A 16853-nucleotide genomic window follows, 5' to 3' on the forward strand; every position below is an offset into this window, starting at 1 on the left:
ATCGATCCGATTCACCGGCCCGGCGACAATGAGCGAGTTCGCATTCGGCGCTCTCCCGGCCGTTTTCCGGCCGGCGAAGTGGAGCGTGACTCCGGCTCGTATTCAATACGTTTCAAAGGAGGGGGTCAACAGCGGCGACGACACTGCGGACGTGCGGGACAACACTAAAAAAGAAAAGCGCCACCGACGCGTATCCAATGGCATTTCTGCACCAATGACGATACGCGCCGGTGACGCTTCGAGAATGCGCCGGCGTACGGGTCAGTTGACCGCGCCGGCCGCTACCGCGTCGAGCTGGGCGGCCTGCCGGCCGGAGACCGCCGTCCCGGCCACGAGGACGACGAGGCCGGCGGCGACCACGCCCGCGCCGACCCAGAGTGGCGAGACGTACCCGAAGCCCGCACCCAGCGCGAGACCACCGAGCCAGGCGCCGAGCGCGTTGCCGACGTTGAACGCGGCAATGTTGGCGCCGGACGCCATCGTGGGCGCGTCCTGGGCGTACCGCATCGTGCGCAGCTGCAGGCCGGGGGCCGTGGCCAGGCCGACGGAACCCATCAGGAACAGCGAGAAGACGGTCACGACCTTGTTGCCCGCGGTGAGCGCGAAGAGCCCGAGCACCACCGTGAGGCCCATCATGATGGTGATCAGGGACCGGTTCAGCGCCCGGTCCGCGACCTTGCCGCCCACGTAGTTGCCGGCGAACGTGCCGACGCCGAAGAGCACGAGCAGCCAGGGCACGGCGCTCTCCGCGAACCCCGTCACCTCGGTGAGCGTGAACGCGATGTAGGTGAAGCCGCCGATCACGCCGCCGAACGCCAGGACGCTGACCGCCACGGACACCCACACCTGCGGCCGGCGGAAGGCGCCGAGCTCGCTGCGCAGGCTCGTCTCCGCCTGCGCCGTCGTGTCGGGAACGAGCAGCGCGATGCCGAAGAGGGCGACGACGCCGATGACGGTGATCGCCCAGAACGTCGAGCGCCAGCCGAGCTGCTGGCCGAGGAACGTGCCCAGCGGGACGCCGAGGACGTTCGCCACGGTGAGGCCGCCGAACATCAGCGAGATGGCGCCGGCCCGGCGGTTCGCCGCGACCATCTCGGCGGCCACCACCGCCCCGACACCGAAGAAGGCACCGTGGCACAGCGCCGCGACGACGCGACCGGTCATGAGCATCGAGTACGTGGGAGCGACGGCCGAGATCAGGTTCCCCACGATGAAGAGAACCATGAGCCCCAGCAGCGACTTCTTCCGGTCGAACCGGGTGATCGCCGCGGTCAGCGCGAGCGCCCCGACGGCCACGCTCAGCGCGTAGCCCGAGACGAGGTATCCGGCGACCTGTCCGCTGACGGAGAAGTCGTCCGCGACCTCGGGCAGCAGACCGACGATCCCGAACTCGGTGAGCCCGATGCCGAAGCCCCCCAGCGCCAGGGCGAGAAGCCCGATGGGCATGTCGAAACCTCCATGGGGTTGCGTGAGCCTTTATGCGTCGCGTGCAATCATTGCGCACGCGCTCTATACGCACAAGCTCCATGTCGGCTTCCGCGTGCAAGCGGCGTCGGTCCTCAGTTGCACAACCGCAGCGCGCCGGCCCGGCCGCGGACGCGACCGGGCGAGCCCGGACGTCAGTGAACGGGGCCGTCGTCGAGCCGGTCGGCCAGGTCCGCCCAAAGCTGGGCGCAGGCGCGGGCCACCCGGCCGACCGCGGGCCGCGAGTGCAACGGCACCGCGGCGAGCACCTCGTCCACCCGGCGGTCCAGGACCGCGTACGTGTTCAGCAGCCGGAGCACCGCCCGCCCGGCATCGCTGTAGCGCAGGGCGGGGTCAGCGGCCAGGCGGGCCAGCACGAGGGCCGGATCCTCCGGCGCCCGGCGGTCCCCGCGCGCGGAATCGGCGGGCCGCTGCTGCGGTGGCACCGGGTCCTCGCCGCGGCCGAGCCGGCGCCGCACGTCGCGCACGGTCCCCGGCGAGATGCCGGTCCGGTCGGCGATCTCGCGGAGCGACGCCTTCGGGTTCTGCTGAAGCAGGCGGCCGGCCTGCACCCGCGCGGCGGCGGTGTTCAGCGGCCGTACCCGGCCGTCGCGCCCGGTGCGCGCCTCGGCCACGCCCGCTGCGCCCGGCAGGGACGGGCGCAGAGCCGCCACCGACTTCGACGACAGGCCCGTCACCTCGGCCACCGCGCGATCGGACCACTGCGGGTGGGATCCGAGGATCCGCAGCGCGGCCCGGCGCCGGTCCGCCACCGACAGCGGCAGCCCGTGCGTGGTGTTGCTCCGGACGGCCAGGACGAACGCCTCGTTCTCCGTACCGTCGAAGAACCGCACCGGAATCTGCTGGCGGTGGCGCAGCCGGGCCGCTCGCAGCCGATGCATGCCGTCGATGACCCGCATTGTCGGCCGGTGCACGAGAATGGGCGGCAGTTCCTGCTCCGACTCGGCGAGCATGCGGATGTGCGCCTCGTTCTCACCCCCGGTGCGCGGCGAGTAGGCCGGGCGCAGCGCATTGATCGGAACCATCTGCACGGTCGAGGCGCTCATTGCACGACCGGCCGCACGGATACGTACGTAGATGCGTTCATGGCTACCGACGGGCCCCCCGCGCGACAGTAAGCACTCCTCGATGTCTGACCTGAAAACTAGGCCGCGGCGAAGGGTCGCCGCAATCGAACTACGCACAGTCGCGGGTAGCACTGATGACGAAAAGATGACACGCCACGTCAGGCGCATCGTGATCCGGAAAGGCGGTGAAGCTCATCACGAAAGGCGTTCCACATGCTGGGACGTGGTTGCCTTGAGTCCCCGGGCGTACCCGCCAGGCCGACCTCGTAGAGTGGTAGTTGCACAAGCGCACTATCTGCGGCCACGATGGGCGTCCTGACGAAGGGAGCGGCATGGGAGTCGCGAACGACGCCGCCGTCGAGATCAGAGCCCAGGGATGGCGCAGACTGGCCGCCCTCCACGGACGCATCGAGGCCGCCCTGGAGAAGACGCTCGGCGATCAGTTCGGACTCTCGGTCGTGGAGTTCACGGTCCTGGACGCCCTCAGCCGCCAGGACGGCTGGCACATGCGTATGCAGCAGCTCGGCCGGGCCGCCGCGCTCAGCTCCAGCGCCACCACCAGGCTGGTGACCAGGCTGGAGAACCGGGGGCTGCTCGTCCGCTGCCTCTGCCCCGACGACCGCCGCGGCATCTACACGGAACTGACGGGCGACGGCAAGGCTTTGCTCGCCGCCGCCGCGCCGGTTCACGACACGATCCTGCAGAAGGCGCTGGACGACGCTCGCGAGGTACCCGAACTCGCCGACCTGGTCGACCACCTGCGCGGACACTGACCTCCCGGCAAGTGCGGTCAGACGGTGCCGATCCTGCGGTCCGGGCGCAGGTACACCGCCCACGTCACCAGTACGCACAACGCGTAGAAGGCGATGAACGCCACGTACGCCGCGTCCGCCGTCTTGTACTCGAGGAACGACTGCCGGAACGCCAGGTTCACCAGCACCCCGCCGAACGCCCCGATCGCCCCCGCGATGCCGATCACCGCGCCCGAGAGCCGGCGGGCCTCGTGCTGGTCGTCCGGGTGCTTGAGGGCGAAGATGCGAGGGATCATCTTGTAGGTCGACCCGTTGCCGATCCCGCTGAACACGAACAGCGCGATGAACCCGATGAGGTACAGCGGCAGCGACTTGAGCTGGGACGCCATCAGGACGATGCTCGCGCCGGCCGCCATGGCGAGGAAGTTCACGAAGGTGACCCGCGCGCCGCCGAGCCGGTCCGCCAGCGCGCCGCCGACCGGCCGGATCAGGGAGCCGAGCAGCGGGCCCAGGAACGTGAGGTACGCGGCCTTCACCGGCGTGCTGAACACGTCGTGGAACTGCACCTGCAGCACCTGACCGAAGGCGAAGCCGAAGCCGATGAACGAGCCGAACGTGCCGATGTAGAGCAGCGACATGATCCAGGTGTGCGGCTCCCGGGCGGCGTCGCGCACGCCGCGCTTCTCGTTGCGGACCTGGCTGAGGTTGTCCATGGCGAGGGCCGAGCCGACGGCGGCCGCGACGATCAGCGGGATGTAGATGCCGGCCACGATGCCGGGGTGCCCGGCGCCGAACACGGCCAGCACGAAGAGGCCGACCAGCTGCACCGCGGCCACCCCGATGTTGCCGCCGCCGGCGTTGATGCCGAGCGCCCAGCCCTTGAGGCGGTCCGGGTAGAACGCATTGATGTTCGTCATCGAGGAGGCGAAGTTGCCTCCGCCGACGCCGGCGACCGCGGCCAGCGCGACCAGCGTGCCGTACGAGACCCCGGGCCTGATGAGGAAGGCGGCGAGCAGGGCCGGGATCAGCAGCAGCGACGCGCTGATGATGGTCCAGTTGCGGCCGCCGAAGCGGGCCACCGCGAAGGTGTACGGGATCCGCAGCGTCGACCCGACCAGCGCGGGCACGGCGGTGAGCAGGAACTTGCCGGCCGGGTCGATGCCGTACGCGGGGCCGAGGAACAGCACCAGCACGGACCACATCGTCCACACGGAGAAGCCGATGTGCTCGGAGAAGATCGAGTACGTCAGGTTCCGCCGGGCGATGGCGGCGCCCCCGTTCGCCCAGAACGCGGGGTCCTCGGGCCGCCAGTCGTCGATCCAATGCCCTCGTACGGTAAGGGCGGCGGGACGTTCCAGGGTGGTAGCGCTCACGCGGAGACCTCCGAGTAGATGACGATGTGACCCTCGTCGTCGACAGCGACGGGGTAGACGGTCAGGTCGGGCTGCCCGCTGAGCGAGCAGCCGGTAGTCAGGTCGAAGGCGTTGAGGTGCAGGGGGCAGACGACCACCTTGCTGTCGATCTGCCCGTCCGCGAGGGGTCCGCCCTTGTGCGGGCAGACCGCCGACAGGGCGCGCAGCGAGCCGTCGCGCAGCCGGAACACGGCCACCATCTCGCCCTCCACGGCGAACGCGCGTCCCTCGCCGAACGGGATCTGGTCCACGGGACCGAGCCGGGTGCTCATTGCTGGCCTCCGCTCCGCGGATCGGCGATCGTCCGCCGTCGTGGTCCCGGTCGTAGCCTCACCGCTGCGCTCATCGGACCGGCACCTGGGGCAGGACGGTCAGCGGCAGCGAGGTGCGGAACTGTCCCGGTGTCACCGGTTCGGCGCGTTCCCGCCACGGATCCTTGTACGCGGCCACGGAGGCCTCCATCGCGGCGTCGAGGTCGGCGGCGATCCCGTCGGCGTCGTCGACCACCACCTCGCGGATGCGCTCGATGCCGATCCGCGGCACCCAGGCGTACGTGCGCTCGAGCCAGTTGGCGTTCTCGCGGTAGTACTGCAGGAACCGCCCGGTGAGCGTGATGACCTCGTCAGCGGAGTCCACCGTGGCCAGCAGGTCGCCCTTGCGCACGTGCGCCCCGGCCGCGCCGCCGACGTAGATCTCCCACCGGCCGCCGTCGATCGCGACGACGCCCAGGTCCTTCACGTACGCCTCGGCACAGTTGCGCGGGCACCCGGTGACGGCCAGCTTCATCTTGCCCGGGCCCTCGATGCCCTGGTATCGCTCCTCGAGCGCGATGCCCAGCGCGGTGGAGTCGCCCACCCCGAAGCGGCAGAACTCCGAGCCGACGCAGGTCTTCACGGTGCGGAAGCTCTTCGCGTACGCGTATCCGGACGGCATGTCGAGCTCCGCCCAGATCTGCGGCAGCTTCTCCTTCGGCACTCCGAGCAGGTCGATGCGCTGCCCGCCGGTGAGCTTGACCATCGGTACGCGGTGCCGCTCGGCGACCTCCGCGATCCGCTTGAGCTGGGCCGGAGTGGTGACGCCGCCCTTCATCTGCGGCACCACGGAGAACGTCCCGTCGCGCTGGATGTTGGCGTGCACCCGGTCGTTGACGAAGCGGGCGTCGCGCTCGTCGACGTACTCGTCGCCCCACATCATCTTCAGCAGCGAGGCCAGGCCCATCTTGCTCTTCGCGTCCTCCTCGCCGCCCGGCACCAGCGTGGCGAAGACCGACGACACCGACTTCAGCCCGTGGGTGCGGATGGCCTGCATCAGCTCCGGCTTGGGCATCGGTACGCCGGGGACGTACCAGGAGGCCGCGGGGTCCTCCTCGACCTCTCCCCCGGCGGCCCACTCGACGATCTGCTGGACCAGGCTCTTGCAGGTGCCGCAGCCCTTGCCGGCCCGTGTCTTGTCCATGACGCCGTTCACCGTCTTGCATCCACCGTGGACGGTCTCGACGAGCGTGCCTTTGCTGACGCCGTTGCAGTTGCACACCTGGGCGTCGTCGGCCATCTCGGCGGCGCTGACCTCGGCGGGCGGTCCTCCGAGGTCGAACATCAGCTCGACGCGGTTCTCCGGCAGCGCCAGCCCGCGGTCGAACGCCTGCATGAGGAAGGCGACCTTGCCGACGTCGCCGACCAGGGTGGCGCCGATCAGACGCCCGTCGCGGATGACGAGGCTCTTGTAGACGCCCTTGCGCGGCTCGCTGAAGGTCAGCGTCTCGTCGTCGTCGCGCTCGGCCGCCTGGACGCCCATCGCCGCCACGTCCACCCCGGCGACCTTGAGCTTCGTGGCGACCCGGGACCCGTGGTAGGCCGCCTCGGGGTCGCGCCCGGTGAGGTGGTCGGCGAGCACCTTCGCCTGGTCCCACAGGGGTGCGACGAGGCCGTACACCTCTCCGCGGTGCTGGGCGCACTCGCCGACGGCGTAGATGTCGGGCTCGCCCTGCACCCGCATCTGGTCGTCGACGACGATGCCGCGGTCGACCGCGAGGCCACTCACCTCCGCCACCTCGGCGTTGGCGCGGATGCCCGCGGCGATCACCACCACGTCGCAGGGGATCGTCCGGCCGTCCTTGAGCTTCACGCCGGTGACCGCGTGCTTGCCGAGGATCTCTGTGGTCAGCGCGTCGGTGACCACCTCGATGCCGAGCTTCTCCACGCTGCGCTGCAGGGTCGCGCCGCCCTCGGCGTCCAGCTGAGTGTTCATGAGGTGGCCCATGGCGTGCACGAGCGTCACGTGGCTGACGTGGTTCTGCAGGCCCCGCGCCGCCTCGAGGCCGAGCAGGCCGCCGCCGATGACGACCGCGCGCTCGTGCTCGCGGGCGTACCGGATCATCGAGCGGGTGTCGTCGAGCGTCCGGAAGGCGAAGACGCCCTGGTGGTAGCCGCGGCCCGGGCGGTGGATGCCGGTGATCGGCGGCACCCACGAGCGGCTGCCGGTGGCGATGATGAGCTTGTCGTACGGCGTGGCTGTGCCGTCCTCGGCGTACACCGTCTTCCCGCGCCGGTCGATGCGCGCGATGCGGGTGCCGGCGTGCAGGGTGATGCCGTTGTCGGCGTACCAGGACAGGTCGTTGAGGAAGATGCCCGCCTCGTCCTCCACGCCCGCGAGGACGTTGGAGAGCATGATGCGGTTGTAGTTCCCGTACGGCTCGTCGCCGAAGACGGTGATGGCGAAGTCGCCGTCGCGGGCGAGGATCTCCTCGAGCGTACGGGCGCCGGCCATGCCGTTGCCGATGACCACCAGACGCGGTTGCTGCACGTCAGCAGCTCCCTTCTTCTTCGGTACGGGAGATGGCGACCGCGCACGCCTTGAACGCGGGCATCTTGGAGTGCCGGTCGAGCGCGGGATCGGTGAGGGCGTTGACGGCGTTGTCGCCGCCCCAGTGGAACGGTGCGAAGACGGTGTCCGGGCGGATGCCGGCGTTGAGCCGGGCCCGGAAGAACGCCCGGCCGCGGCGGCTGCGCAGCTCGACCATGTCGCTGTCGGCGATGCCGTGCCGGCGCGCGAGGTCGGGGTGCAGCTCGACGCGGGGCTCGGGCATGGCCACGCTCAGCGCGGCGACGCGGCGGGTCTGGTTGCCGCTCTGGTACTGCTGCATGGTGCGGCCGGTCGTCAGGACGTACGGGAAATGCCGGTCGGGGACCTCGTGCGGGTCGCGGTGCTCGACCCGCACGAAGCGGGCCCGCCCGTCGGGCGTCGGGAAGCCGTCGGCGAACAGCCGCGGCGTGCCCGGGTGGTCCTCGGCCGGGCACGGCCAGAACACGCCCTGCTCCGCCTCGATCCGCTCGTAGGTGATGCCGGCGTAGTCGGCGATCCCGCCGGCGCTGGCGCGGCGCAGCTCGTCGAAGACCTCGCGCGGTTCGTCGCTGAAGAACTCGCCGCGTCCCAGGCGCCCGGCGAGGTCCTTGAGGAACCGCAGGTCGGTGCGGACCTCGGGGGGCGGGGGCAGAGCACTGCGGCGGCGGATGACCCGGCCCTCCAGATTGGTCATCGTGCCCTCCTCCTCCGCCCACTGGGCGGTGGGGAGGACGACGTCGGCCAGCTCGGCGGTCTCGGACAGGAAGATGTCGGAGACCACCAGCAGGTCGAGGGCGCGCAGCCGGTCGATGACGTGGTTGGCGTGCGGCGCGGAGACGGCGATGTTGCTGGCCAGCACCAGCAACACCCGTACGCCGCCGTCGGTGCCGAGCCGGTCGAGCATCTCGTACGCGGACTTGCCCGGCATCGGCAGCTCGGCGGGGTCGATGCCCCACACCTTCGCCACGTGCGCGCGGGCGGCGGGATCGTCGAGCCGCCGGTAGCCGGGCAGCTGGTCGGCCTTCTGCCCGTGCTCGCGGCCGCCCTGCCCGTTGCCCTGGCCGGTGATCGTGCCGTAGCCCGAGAGCGGCCGGCCGACCAGGCCCAGCGCCAGGGCGAGGTTGAGGTAGGACTGGGCGGTGTCCGTACCGTTGCTATGCTGTTCGGCGCCCCGGGCCGTGAGGATCATCGCCGGGCGTTCGGTGGCCAGCATCCGGACCGTCTCGCGCAGGTGGGCCTCGGGCACGCCGGTCATCCGCTCGACCCGCTCCGGCCAGTAGGAGGTCACCGCGGCGCGGACCGCCTCGAAACCGGTCGTCCGGTCCCGGACGTAGTCCTCGTCGATCAGGCCCTCGCGGATCGCGATGTGCAGCAGGCCGTTGGCCAGCGCCAGGTCCGTGCCGGGCAGGGGTTGCAGATGCCGGTACGCGCCCTTGGCGGTCGCCGTCAGCCGCGGGTCGACGACGATGTGCCGGGCACCGTCGGCGCGCCCGGCGTCGAGGTACTGCATCGAGGGCGGCATGGCGTCGGCCGGGTTCGCCCCGACCAGCAGGACCGTACGCGCACCCGCCAGGTCCTCGAGCGGGAACGGCAGCCCACGGTCCACACCGAACGCCCGGTTGGCGGCGGTGGCGGCCGACGACATGCAGAACCGGCCGTTGTAGTCGACGGACGCCGAGCGCAGCGCCACCCGGACGAACTTGCCCAGCGTGTACGCCTTCTCGTTGGTGAGCCCGCCCCCGCCGAACGCGCCGACGCTGTCCGGGCCGTACCGTTGCTGGCTGGACCGGATAGCGCCGGCGATCCGGTCCAGGGCCTCGTCCCAGGTCGCCTCCCGCAGCGGGCTGCCCCGGTCCCCGGCGGTCTTGCGCACCAGCGGGGTGAGCAGGCGATCCCGATGGTCGAGCAGCTCGGCCGCGGTCCAGCCCTTGGCGCAGAGCCCGCCGCGGTTCACCGGGAAGTCGGCGGGCTCCAGCCGCACCCGGGGAATCGCGGGCGTCAACCGGATGCCGCACTGCAACGCGCAGTACGGGCAATGCGTCTCGGTCACCGTCACGAGAAGGATCGTGGCGGGCCGGCGTTTCGTTCACTCGCGCGTAATGATTGCCCCGACGTTCGGTTTTCCCTACAACCCGCTCGCGGCCATTGTGAGATCGCGGAAACGCGTCCGCACCAGGTCCGCGACCGCCGGGTCCTCGCACAGCGGCGCGGTCACCCGGTCGGCGCCGGCCCGGTGCAGCGACCGGTAGAACAGCCCGTCGGCGAGCAGGTACGCCGCCACGACGATTCGTCTCTTCCCGCTTCTTCTCAGCCGCGCGACGACGTCGGGCACCAGCCGCTCCCGGCCGGAGGCGTAGGCGACCGTGCCACCGAGCTCGGCGGCGACGCCGTCCACCTCGGCCCGCCACGCCGGATCGGAGGACCCCGCGGAGGCGAGCACGACGGCGTCACAGGGCGGAAGCCGCCGCCGCAGGATGTCCACCAGAACCGGATCAGGGCCGAGCGGCGGCGCCACGACAGCACCGGCGGCGGCCGCCGCTTCCCCGATGTCCACCCGCACGTGGTGGCCGGCGGAGAGCAGCAAGGGCACCACCACGTCCGTCGCCCGGATCGCGTCCGCCACCCGCGGCTGCTGCACGTCGACGTAGGCCAGCCGTACCTCCACGCCCGGGAGGCGCCCGGCCACCCGGTCCACCAGGTCACGGATCTGGGACTGACCGGCGGCGGACCGCGTCCCGTGCGCCACGGCGAGCAGACTCGTCATCAGGCTCCCTCGTCCACCCGCAACCGGTATCCCCGCTTGATCACCGTCTCGATGTGCCCGCCGCCGCCCAGGGCGGTCCGCAGCCGGGCGATCGCGACGTCGACGGCGTGCGCGTCGGTGCCCCGCGGCAGTGCCTCGGCCAGCTTCTCCTTGGACACCACGGCACCCGGCCGGTCGGCGAGCGAGCCCAGCATGGCCATCGCGGCCGGGGCCAGCGTCTGCAGCCGGCCGTCGATGAGCACGGCGTGCCCGCGGATCTCCAGCTGGTCGCCGCCGACCGACAGCCGCCGCGCCCGGCGGGGCAGCTCGTCGGTGACGACCTTGACCAGGGCGCCGAGCCGCGAGCGGTGCGGCGTGACCACCGGGACGTCCTGCGCCACCAGCGCGGCAGCGGTGACGGGCCCGACGCAGGCGGCCATCGTCCCGCCCCGGAACCGGTCGAGCACCTCGCTGCCGTCGGGACCGGCGATCTCGAGCAGGGCCTGCACGGCAGGCGCGCTGGTGAAGGTGACCGCGTCGATCTGCCCGGCGGTGAGCTGGCCGACGAGGCGGCGTACGGGAGCGACGTCGGGCGGCAGGGCGGACCGGTAGACCGGGACTTCCACGACGGCGGCCCCGGCCGCCCGCAACGCACCGGTGAACTCCGCCTGCGGCCCGCCGTGCAGCTGCACCGCGATCCGCCGCCCGGCGATGCCCTGCGCGAGCAACCGCTCCAGGATCTCCTCCGACGACTCCGTCGCGGCGGACCACTCCTCGGTGAGATCGGCGGCCCGGATCGCCCCGCACGGCTTGGCACCCCGCGCGATCAGCCGCGCCCGGCCCAGCGCCGCCCGCAGCGTGTCGCCCATCCCCCAGCCCTCGGCGGCCTCCAGCCACCCCCGGAACCCGATCCCGGTGGTGGCGACCACGATGTCCGGGGCGAGCCCGACACAGGCCTCGGTCGCGGCGTGCAACGCCTGATCGTCCCCCAGCGGCACGATGGTGATCGCGGGCGCGACGACGACCCGGGCCCCGCGCCGCTCCAGCAGGGCGGCCAGTTCCTCGCGCCGCCGCTCGGCGGTGACGGCCACGGTGAACCCGGCGAGCGGGCCGGCGACGTCGGCATTCTGATCGGGTTCCACCCGACAGATGCTCGCCACCAGCCATTACGGTCCGGGCACCCTTGTGTTTCCGTGGTGCTAACGCGGCATCACTTTGCGCGGACGTCCGAGTGTGACCGGACGTCACACGTACTTGATCCGGAAGTTCCAGCTGCCGCCCGTGTAGTGGCGCCCACCGGCGGCGCAACGGCCCGCGGAGTTCGTGCCGGTGTCGTTGTAGACCATGACGTGGCAGTTGCTGCAGTATCTCCAGTTCGCCTGGCCGGTGCCGCCCGTGTTGGCGGTGGCGGTCTCCAGGACGTACCGCGGGGAGATCGTCCCCCAGCCGACCTCGTTGTGTCCCATCGGTGCGCCGGAGCATTGCCCGGTGTTGCCGTTCCCCCGCCACCAGAGCGCCTGGCAGTTGGCGCAGAGCCGCCACTCCGGCTGGCCCGGGCCGCCCTCGGACTCGACCTTGAGCACGTAGTTCCAGCTGCGCGCGACATGCGCCCCGCCCGCCGGACACGCGTTGTACGGCAGCCCCGGCCGCCACAAGGAGCCGCACTGCAGGCACCAACGCCATCCACTCTGGGCGGCCAGCGCGGGCGTCGGCACGGCCGCCTCGAGCCCGGCGAGCGCCGCGGCGGTGGCTCCGGCGAGCAGCATCGCCCGGCGCCGGCTCAGGCCGGTGCCGTTGTCGTCCTCGGTCGTCATGGTGCGCGTCTCCCTCCAACGCGGACTAAAGGTGCAATACGGAAGGCTACGGGCCGGGCCCCCACGCCGGGGCCGGTCGATCCACGAGTCGGAAAGCCGACAGCCCGACCGGTTCCTCTCGTGGGTCCGCGCGAGGGGAGGCGGTTCGCTGCTGACAAAATCGCGGGATGAGCGGCCCGGACCTCGTCCTGATCCTGCGCTACCGCAAGGCGGTCACGTACGGCTTTCACGTCCTGCTCGGCGCGCTCGAGGGGCACGAGACCACCACCCGGTACGACGTCCGCTTCGGCGAGACCCCCGAAGCCACCGCCGCGCACATCCGGGACGCGCTCGCGGCCGGCGCCAAGGTGCTGGTCCTGTGGTCCTTCTACTCACCCGACGCCGCCGCGCTCGCGCAGGAGCTCGGCCGCATCCGCGAACTGGCGGACGGCCCTTCCGTTCTGCACGTCGCCGGCGGCGTCCACGCGACCGCCGAGCCGGTCCAGACGCTGGACGCGGGCTGGGACGTCGCCGCGATCGGCGAAGGTGAGACCACCCTGCTCGCGCTGGTCGACGCCGGCGGCGACCCGGCCGGCATCCACGGGCTGGCCTACCGCGACGCCGACGGCACCCTGGTGCGGACCGGCAAGGCCCGGCAGCGGCCGCTCGACGACTTCGCCGGCTTCTCCCTGCGGTGGGACCGGTTCAACGCCCTGGAGATCACACGGGGCTGTGTCTACGCCTGCCGCTTCTGCCAGACCCCGTTCATGTTCTCGGCGCGGTTCCGTCACCGCAGCATCGGCAACGTCCGCTGGCACGTCGACCGGATGCGCGAGCGCGGACTGCGGGACGTCCGCTTCATCACGCCGACCGCTCTGTCGTACGGCAGCCAGACCGAGGAGCCGAACCTGGCGGCGGTCGAGGAGCTACTCGCGTCGTGCCGGGAGGGCATCGGCCCGCACGGGCGGGTCTTCTTCGGCTCGTTCCCCAGCGAGATCCGGCCCGAGCACGTCAGCCGGGAGGCGTTGCGGCTGGTGAAGCGGTACTGCGCGAACACGAACATCATCGTCGGCGCGCAGTCGGGGTCGGACCGGGTGCTCGACGCGGCCAAGCGGGGGCACGGGACCGAGGAGGTCCGGCGGGCGGTCCGCCTCGGCGTGGAGGAGGGCTTCCGGATCAACGTGGACATGATCTTCGGCATGCCGGGCGAGGGCACGGACGACGTCCAGGCCTCCCTGACGCTGGCCCGCGACCTCGCCGACCTGGGCGCCCGGATCCACGCCCACACGTTCATGCCCCTGCCGGGCACCCCGTGGCGCGACGCCCCGCCCGGCGACGTCGACCCGGCGACGATCACCGAGGTCGACCGGCTGTCGCAGCGCGGCGCCCTCTACGGGCACTGGCAGAAGCAGCGCGACCACGCGGCCCGCCTCGCCGCCGCCGCGGAGGCGTACCCCCGTCCCGGGCGCAGCCGGACGATCCTGCCGACGCTACCGCTGGGCGAGTAGCCGTCCCACGGCGTCGGCCGCCTTCAACGCCGAGCCGGTGAGCACCAGCACGGTGGATCCGCCGGGGCGCAGGGCACCACGGCGGCGGAACTCGCGGGCCGCCGGGACGACGATGGCGCTGGTCGGCTCCGCGTACAGGCCTCGGCCGGCGAGCTCGAACGTCGCGCGGCCGATGTCCGCCTCGGCCACCGCGGTCATGTCTCCGCCGGAGAGCCGGATCGCCGCCAGCACCTCCCGGTCCCGCACGGGCCGGGCGATCGCCGTACCCTCCGCGACCGTCGGCACCCATTCACCCGGCGCGACCGTATCCGCCCCGGCCCCGAACGCGGTCACCAGCGGGCTGCAGTTGCGCGGCTGGGCCACCAGCAGCCGCGGACGGCGGCGGACCGCCCCGGACGCGAGCAGCTCACCGAAACCGAGGTGCAGACCCAGGACCAGGCTGCCGGCCCCGCACGGCAGGACGATCGCGTCCGGCGCCGTGAACCCCAGGTCCTCCCAGATCTCGTACGCGAGAAGCTTGGTGCCCTGCAGGAAGAACGGGTGCCAGTTGTGGCTGGCGTAGAACGTCGAGGCGGAGCGCCGCACGGCCTCGTCCGCGGTGTCCTGACGGCTGCCCGGCACCAGCCGGACCGTGGCGCCGTGCACCCGGCTCTGCTGGATCTTGGCCGGGGACGTCGACTCCGGCGCCAGGATCGTGGCCCGGATCCCGGCGGCGGCCGCGTACGCGGCGACGGACGACCCCCCGTTGCCGCTGCTGTCCTCGAGGATCTCGCCGATGCCCTGCTCCTGCAGGGTCGACACCATGACGGTGGTGCCGCGGTCCTTGAAGCTGCCGGTCGGGTTCGCCCACTCCGGCTTGACCAGCATCGCCACTCCGTCGAGGTCGAACGGCAGCAGCGGCGTCGACCCCTCCCCGAGGGTCACCGGCCGTCCGACCGGCGCCGGCAGGGCCGCCGCATAGCGCCACTGCGACCGTACGGTGGTGTCGACGTCGTCGCGCGTGATGCCGGGCAGCGGTGCGACCAGCAGCGGCGAGCCGTCGTCGCCGCACCACCGCGGCTCGTGCAGCGGGTAGCGGCGGCCGGCCCGGTCGACGAGAGCGCTCATGGCGCCGATCCTTCCAGAAAATCTTGGTCCGGCTCTTGGCACTCTCGAGCCGACAGTGCTAAAACATGAATTGTCGCTGCAGCTCAACCGCGGTGATGAACCCACCTCGGACGTGCTGCACGACTCTCGGCAGAGATGATCCGAACGCCGAGCGCCACACGCCCGCCGGAACGGCCGGCGGGCCGCACGAGGAGGTGGATCCGTGGTGCTGACCTTCGATCCTTTCCGCGAGTTCGACCGCCTGGCCGGCCAGGTCTTCGGCCCCACGTCGGGCTCCGCCGGTGCCGCGACCATGGCGATGCCGATGGACCTCTACCGCTCCGGTGATCACTTCGTCCTGCACTGCGACCTTGCCGGCGTCGACCCCGGCTCAGTCCAGGTCGACGTCGACAACCACGTGCTGACCATCCGCGCGGAGCGCTCGCCCCGCACCGACTCCGACGTCCAGTGGCTGCGCCGCGAGCGCGTCACCGGCACCTTCGAACGCCGCCTGACGCTGGGCGACGGGCTGGACGTCGAGCACATTGCGGCGACCTGGCAGGACGGCGTGCTGACGCTCACCATCCCGGTCGCCGAGGCCGCGAAGCCGCGGCGCATCGAGATCGCCCGGGGCAAGGACTCCCCGGCCCTGAGCAAGGAGTCCCAGGTCCTGGAGGGCACGGCCACCTCGTCGTGACCCGGCCCGTTTCCGGGGCAGGCGGTGCGCCTGCCCCGGAACACTGTTCGCAGCGTCATTCCCCGGGCCGGGCAGCAGGCCGGCTTCCCGGGCGCGCAACACGGTCGCCAGCCGGTCCGTCGTACCGAGCTTCCGGTACAGCCGGGCGAGATGCTTGTGGACCGTACCGGCGCATCCTCCCGATGCCCCGCCATCCCGGCATGAACGCTCCACCCCGCCAGATCGACGCGAGCGGATCGTGCCGAGCGGTAACCACGGCCCTTTCTGTCAGAGGTGGCTGATACGTTCCCGGCACCCGAGACGAGGAGAGACCGTGCAGCAGGCAACCATGGAGCAGCTGGCCGACGCCACCGGCGAGATGGGCCGGCTGATCGCCGGCATCCGGCAGGAGCAGTGGTCCGGCCCGACGCCCTGCGCCGACTGGGACGTCCGGGCCCTGGTGAGCCACGTCGTCCAGGGCAGCGCCCGCTTCGCCGTCGCGCTCGGCGGCGAGCCGCAGGCCACGACCGCCGACCCCACGGCCGCCGGCTTCGAGCGGAACGCGGCCGTCCTGCTCGCCGCCGCAGGCCGGCCGGACGCGGCGAGCCGGATCGTCGAGGTGCCTTTCGGTCGCGTGCCGGGCGCCGTCGCCCTGCACCTGCAACTCACCGAGCTGCTGGTGCACGGCTGGGACCTCGCGGTCGCCACGGGTGGCCGCGCGGGCTTCTCCGACCAGCTGGCCGCCCAGGAGCTGGAGTTCACTCTCGGCGCGCTCGCCTCGGTGCCGCCGGACCGCCAGCCGTTCGCCCCGCCGCAGCCGGTCAGGGACGACGCGCCGACGCTGGACCGCCTCGCCGCCACCCTGGGCCGCCGCATCGACGCCCCGCCCAGCTGACGGGGCGCCCGCTGGGCGGCCCGAGCACCGCCGGCGGCTGCCACCCGCCGAGCGGCATCCACGGTATGACCAGCCTCAAGGGGACTGACTCGCTCTGACAGCACAGCCCGCCAAGCCGCACGACCGTCCTCGACGGCTCGACCCGCCGAGCCGGAGAGCCTGGGCGAGCGGACCGCCCTGCGTGAGCGGACCGCCCTGGGCGCGCGGACCGCCCTGTGCGCGCGGACCGCCCTGTGCGCGCGGACCGCCCCGCGTGAGCGGACCGCCCCGCGTGAGCGGACCGCCCCGCGTGAGCGGACCGCCCCGCGTGAGCGAGCCGCCCTGGGCGCGCGGACCGCCCCGCGTGAGCGGACCGCCCTGCGTGAGCGAGCCGCCCTGCGTGAGCGAGCCGCCCTGCGTGAGCGAGCCGCCCCGCGTCAGCGAGCCGCCCCGCGTCAGCGAGCCGCAGCGAGCCGCTCTACGTGAGCGAGCCGCTCTACGTGAGCGAGCCGCGCTACCCAGAGGGCGAGCCTGCCCAGCGAGCCGGCCAACCAAGCGAGCCGAGCCGAGCCGCCCAGCGAGCCGGCATGCCGAGGCAGCCGCCCGGAAGCCGGCC

14 protein-coding genes are annotated in these 16853 nt (G+C 72.2%); 4 read left to right on the forward strand and 10 right to left on the reverse strand.

The window, feature by feature from the left end; all coding sequences use genetic code 11:
• Positions 1–261 precede the first annotated feature (261 nt).
• Both ACIBO8_RS19270 and ACIBO8_RS19275 read right to left on the reverse strand, forming a co-directional pair.
• Complete coding sequence (locus tag ACIBO8_RS19270; RefSeq protein WP_396116600.1) at positions 262–1446, reverse strand: MFS transporter; 1185 nt, start codon at positions 1444–1446, stop codon at positions 262–264.
• Between the two features lie 173 nt (positions 1447–1619).
• Positions 1620–2531, reverse strand: coding sequence for a winged helix-turn-helix transcriptional regulator (locus ACIBO8_RS19275; RefSeq protein WP_396116601.1), 912 nt, complete (start codon positions 2529–2531; stop codon positions 1620–1622).
• 353 nt (positions 2532–2884) lie between these two features.
• On the opposite strand from ACIBO8_RS19275, the gene ACIBO8_RS19280 reads away from it, so the two are divergent.
• The gene (locus tag ACIBO8_RS19280; RefSeq protein ID WP_396116602.1) at positions 2885–3325 is read left to right on the forward strand and encodes a MarR family winged helix-turn-helix transcriptional regulator; all 441 of its coding nucleotides are present in this window, start codon (positions 2885–2887) and stop codon (positions 3323–3325) included.
• A 17-nt stretch (positions 3326–3342) separates the two neighbouring features.
• Here the strand turns inward: ACIBO8_RS19280 and ACIBO8_RS19285 are convergent, their stop codons facing one another.
• From ACIBO8_RS19285 to ACIBO8_RS19315, 7 genes are all read right to left on the reverse strand, one after another.
• A complete protein-coding gene (locus ACIBO8_RS19285; protein ID WP_396116603.1) occupies positions 3343–4677 on the reverse strand; it encodes a nitrate/nitrite transporter in 1335 nt (444 codons plus the stop codon).
• Entirely contained in the window at positions 4674–4988 is a 315-nt protein-coding gene (locus ACIBO8_RS19290) for a Rieske (2Fe-2S) protein (RefSeq protein WP_396116604.1), read from the reverse strand. The genes ACIBO8_RS19285 and ACIBO8_RS19290 overlap by 4 nt, the downstream gene beginning before the upstream one ends.
• 70 nt (positions 4989–5058) lie before the next feature.
• A complete protein-coding gene (gene nirB / locus ACIBO8_RS19295) occupies positions 5059–7518 on the reverse strand; it encodes a nitrite reductase large subunit NirB (RefSeq protein WP_396116605.1) in 2460 nt (819 codons plus the stop codon).
• Between the two features lies 1 nt (position 7519).
• Positions 7520–9613, reverse strand: a complete 2094-nt coding sequence (locus tag ACIBO8_RS19300) for a molybdopterin oxidoreductase family protein (RefSeq protein WP_396116606.1) — start codon at positions 9611–9613, stop codon at positions 7520–7522.
• 69 nt (positions 9614–9682) lie between these two features.
• A complete protein-coding gene (locus ACIBO8_RS19305; protein ID WP_396116607.1) occupies positions 9683–10321 on the reverse strand; it encodes a sirohydrochlorin chelatase in 639 nt (212 codons plus the stop codon).
• A complete protein-coding gene (locus ACIBO8_RS19310) occupies positions 10321–11442 on the reverse strand; it encodes a uroporphyrinogen-III synthase (RefSeq protein ID WP_396116608.1) in 1122 nt (373 codons plus the stop codon). The genes ACIBO8_RS19305 and ACIBO8_RS19310 overlap by 1 nt, the downstream gene beginning before the upstream one ends.
• A gap of 102 nt (positions 11443–11544) precedes the next feature.
• Positions 11545–12114, reverse strand: coding sequence for a hypothetical protein (locus ACIBO8_RS19315; RefSeq protein WP_396116609.1), 570 nt, complete (start codon positions 12112–12114; stop codon positions 11545–11547).
• Between the two features lie 167 nt (positions 12115–12281).
• Here ACIBO8_RS19315 and ACIBO8_RS19320 point away from each other — a divergent pair, with 167 nt between their 5' ends.
• Entirely contained in the window at positions 12282–13601 is a 1320-nt protein-coding gene (locus tag ACIBO8_RS19320) for a TIGR04013 family B12-binding domain/radical SAM domain-containing protein (RefSeq protein WP_396116610.1), read from the forward strand.
• On the opposite strand, the gene ACIBO8_RS19325 is transcribed toward ACIBO8_RS19320, so the two are convergent.
• Positions 13584–14708 carry a pyridoxal-phosphate dependent enzyme gene (locus tag ACIBO8_RS19325; RefSeq protein WP_396116611.1) on the reverse strand — a complete coding sequence of 375 codons (1125 nt, stop codon included), beginning with the start codon at positions 14706–14708 and terminating at the stop codon, positions 13584–13586. The genes ACIBO8_RS19320 and ACIBO8_RS19325 overlap by 18 nt on opposite strands.
• Positions 14709–14910: 202 nt before the next feature.
• Between ACIBO8_RS19325 and ACIBO8_RS19330 the strand changes: the two genes are divergently transcribed.
• Positions 14911–15384: an Hsp20/alpha crystallin family protein gene (locus ACIBO8_RS19330; protein WP_396116612.1), complete on the forward strand. Its 474-nt coding sequence runs from the start codon at positions 14911–14913 to the stop codon at positions 15382–15384.
• A gap of 313 nt (positions 15385–15697) precedes the next feature.
• Positions 15698–16258: a TIGR03086 family metal-binding protein gene (locus ACIBO8_RS19335; protein ID WP_396116613.1), complete on the forward strand. Its 561-nt coding sequence runs from the start codon at positions 15698–15700 to the stop codon at positions 16256–16258.
• Positions 16259–16853: the final 595 nt, after the last annotated feature.

Origin of the sequence: Actinoplanes sp. NPDC049681, from assembly GCF_044465265.1 — a bacterium.
Taxonomy (GTDB): domain Bacteria; phylum Actinomycetota; class Actinomycetes; order Mycobacteriales; family Micromonosporaceae; genus Actinoplanes.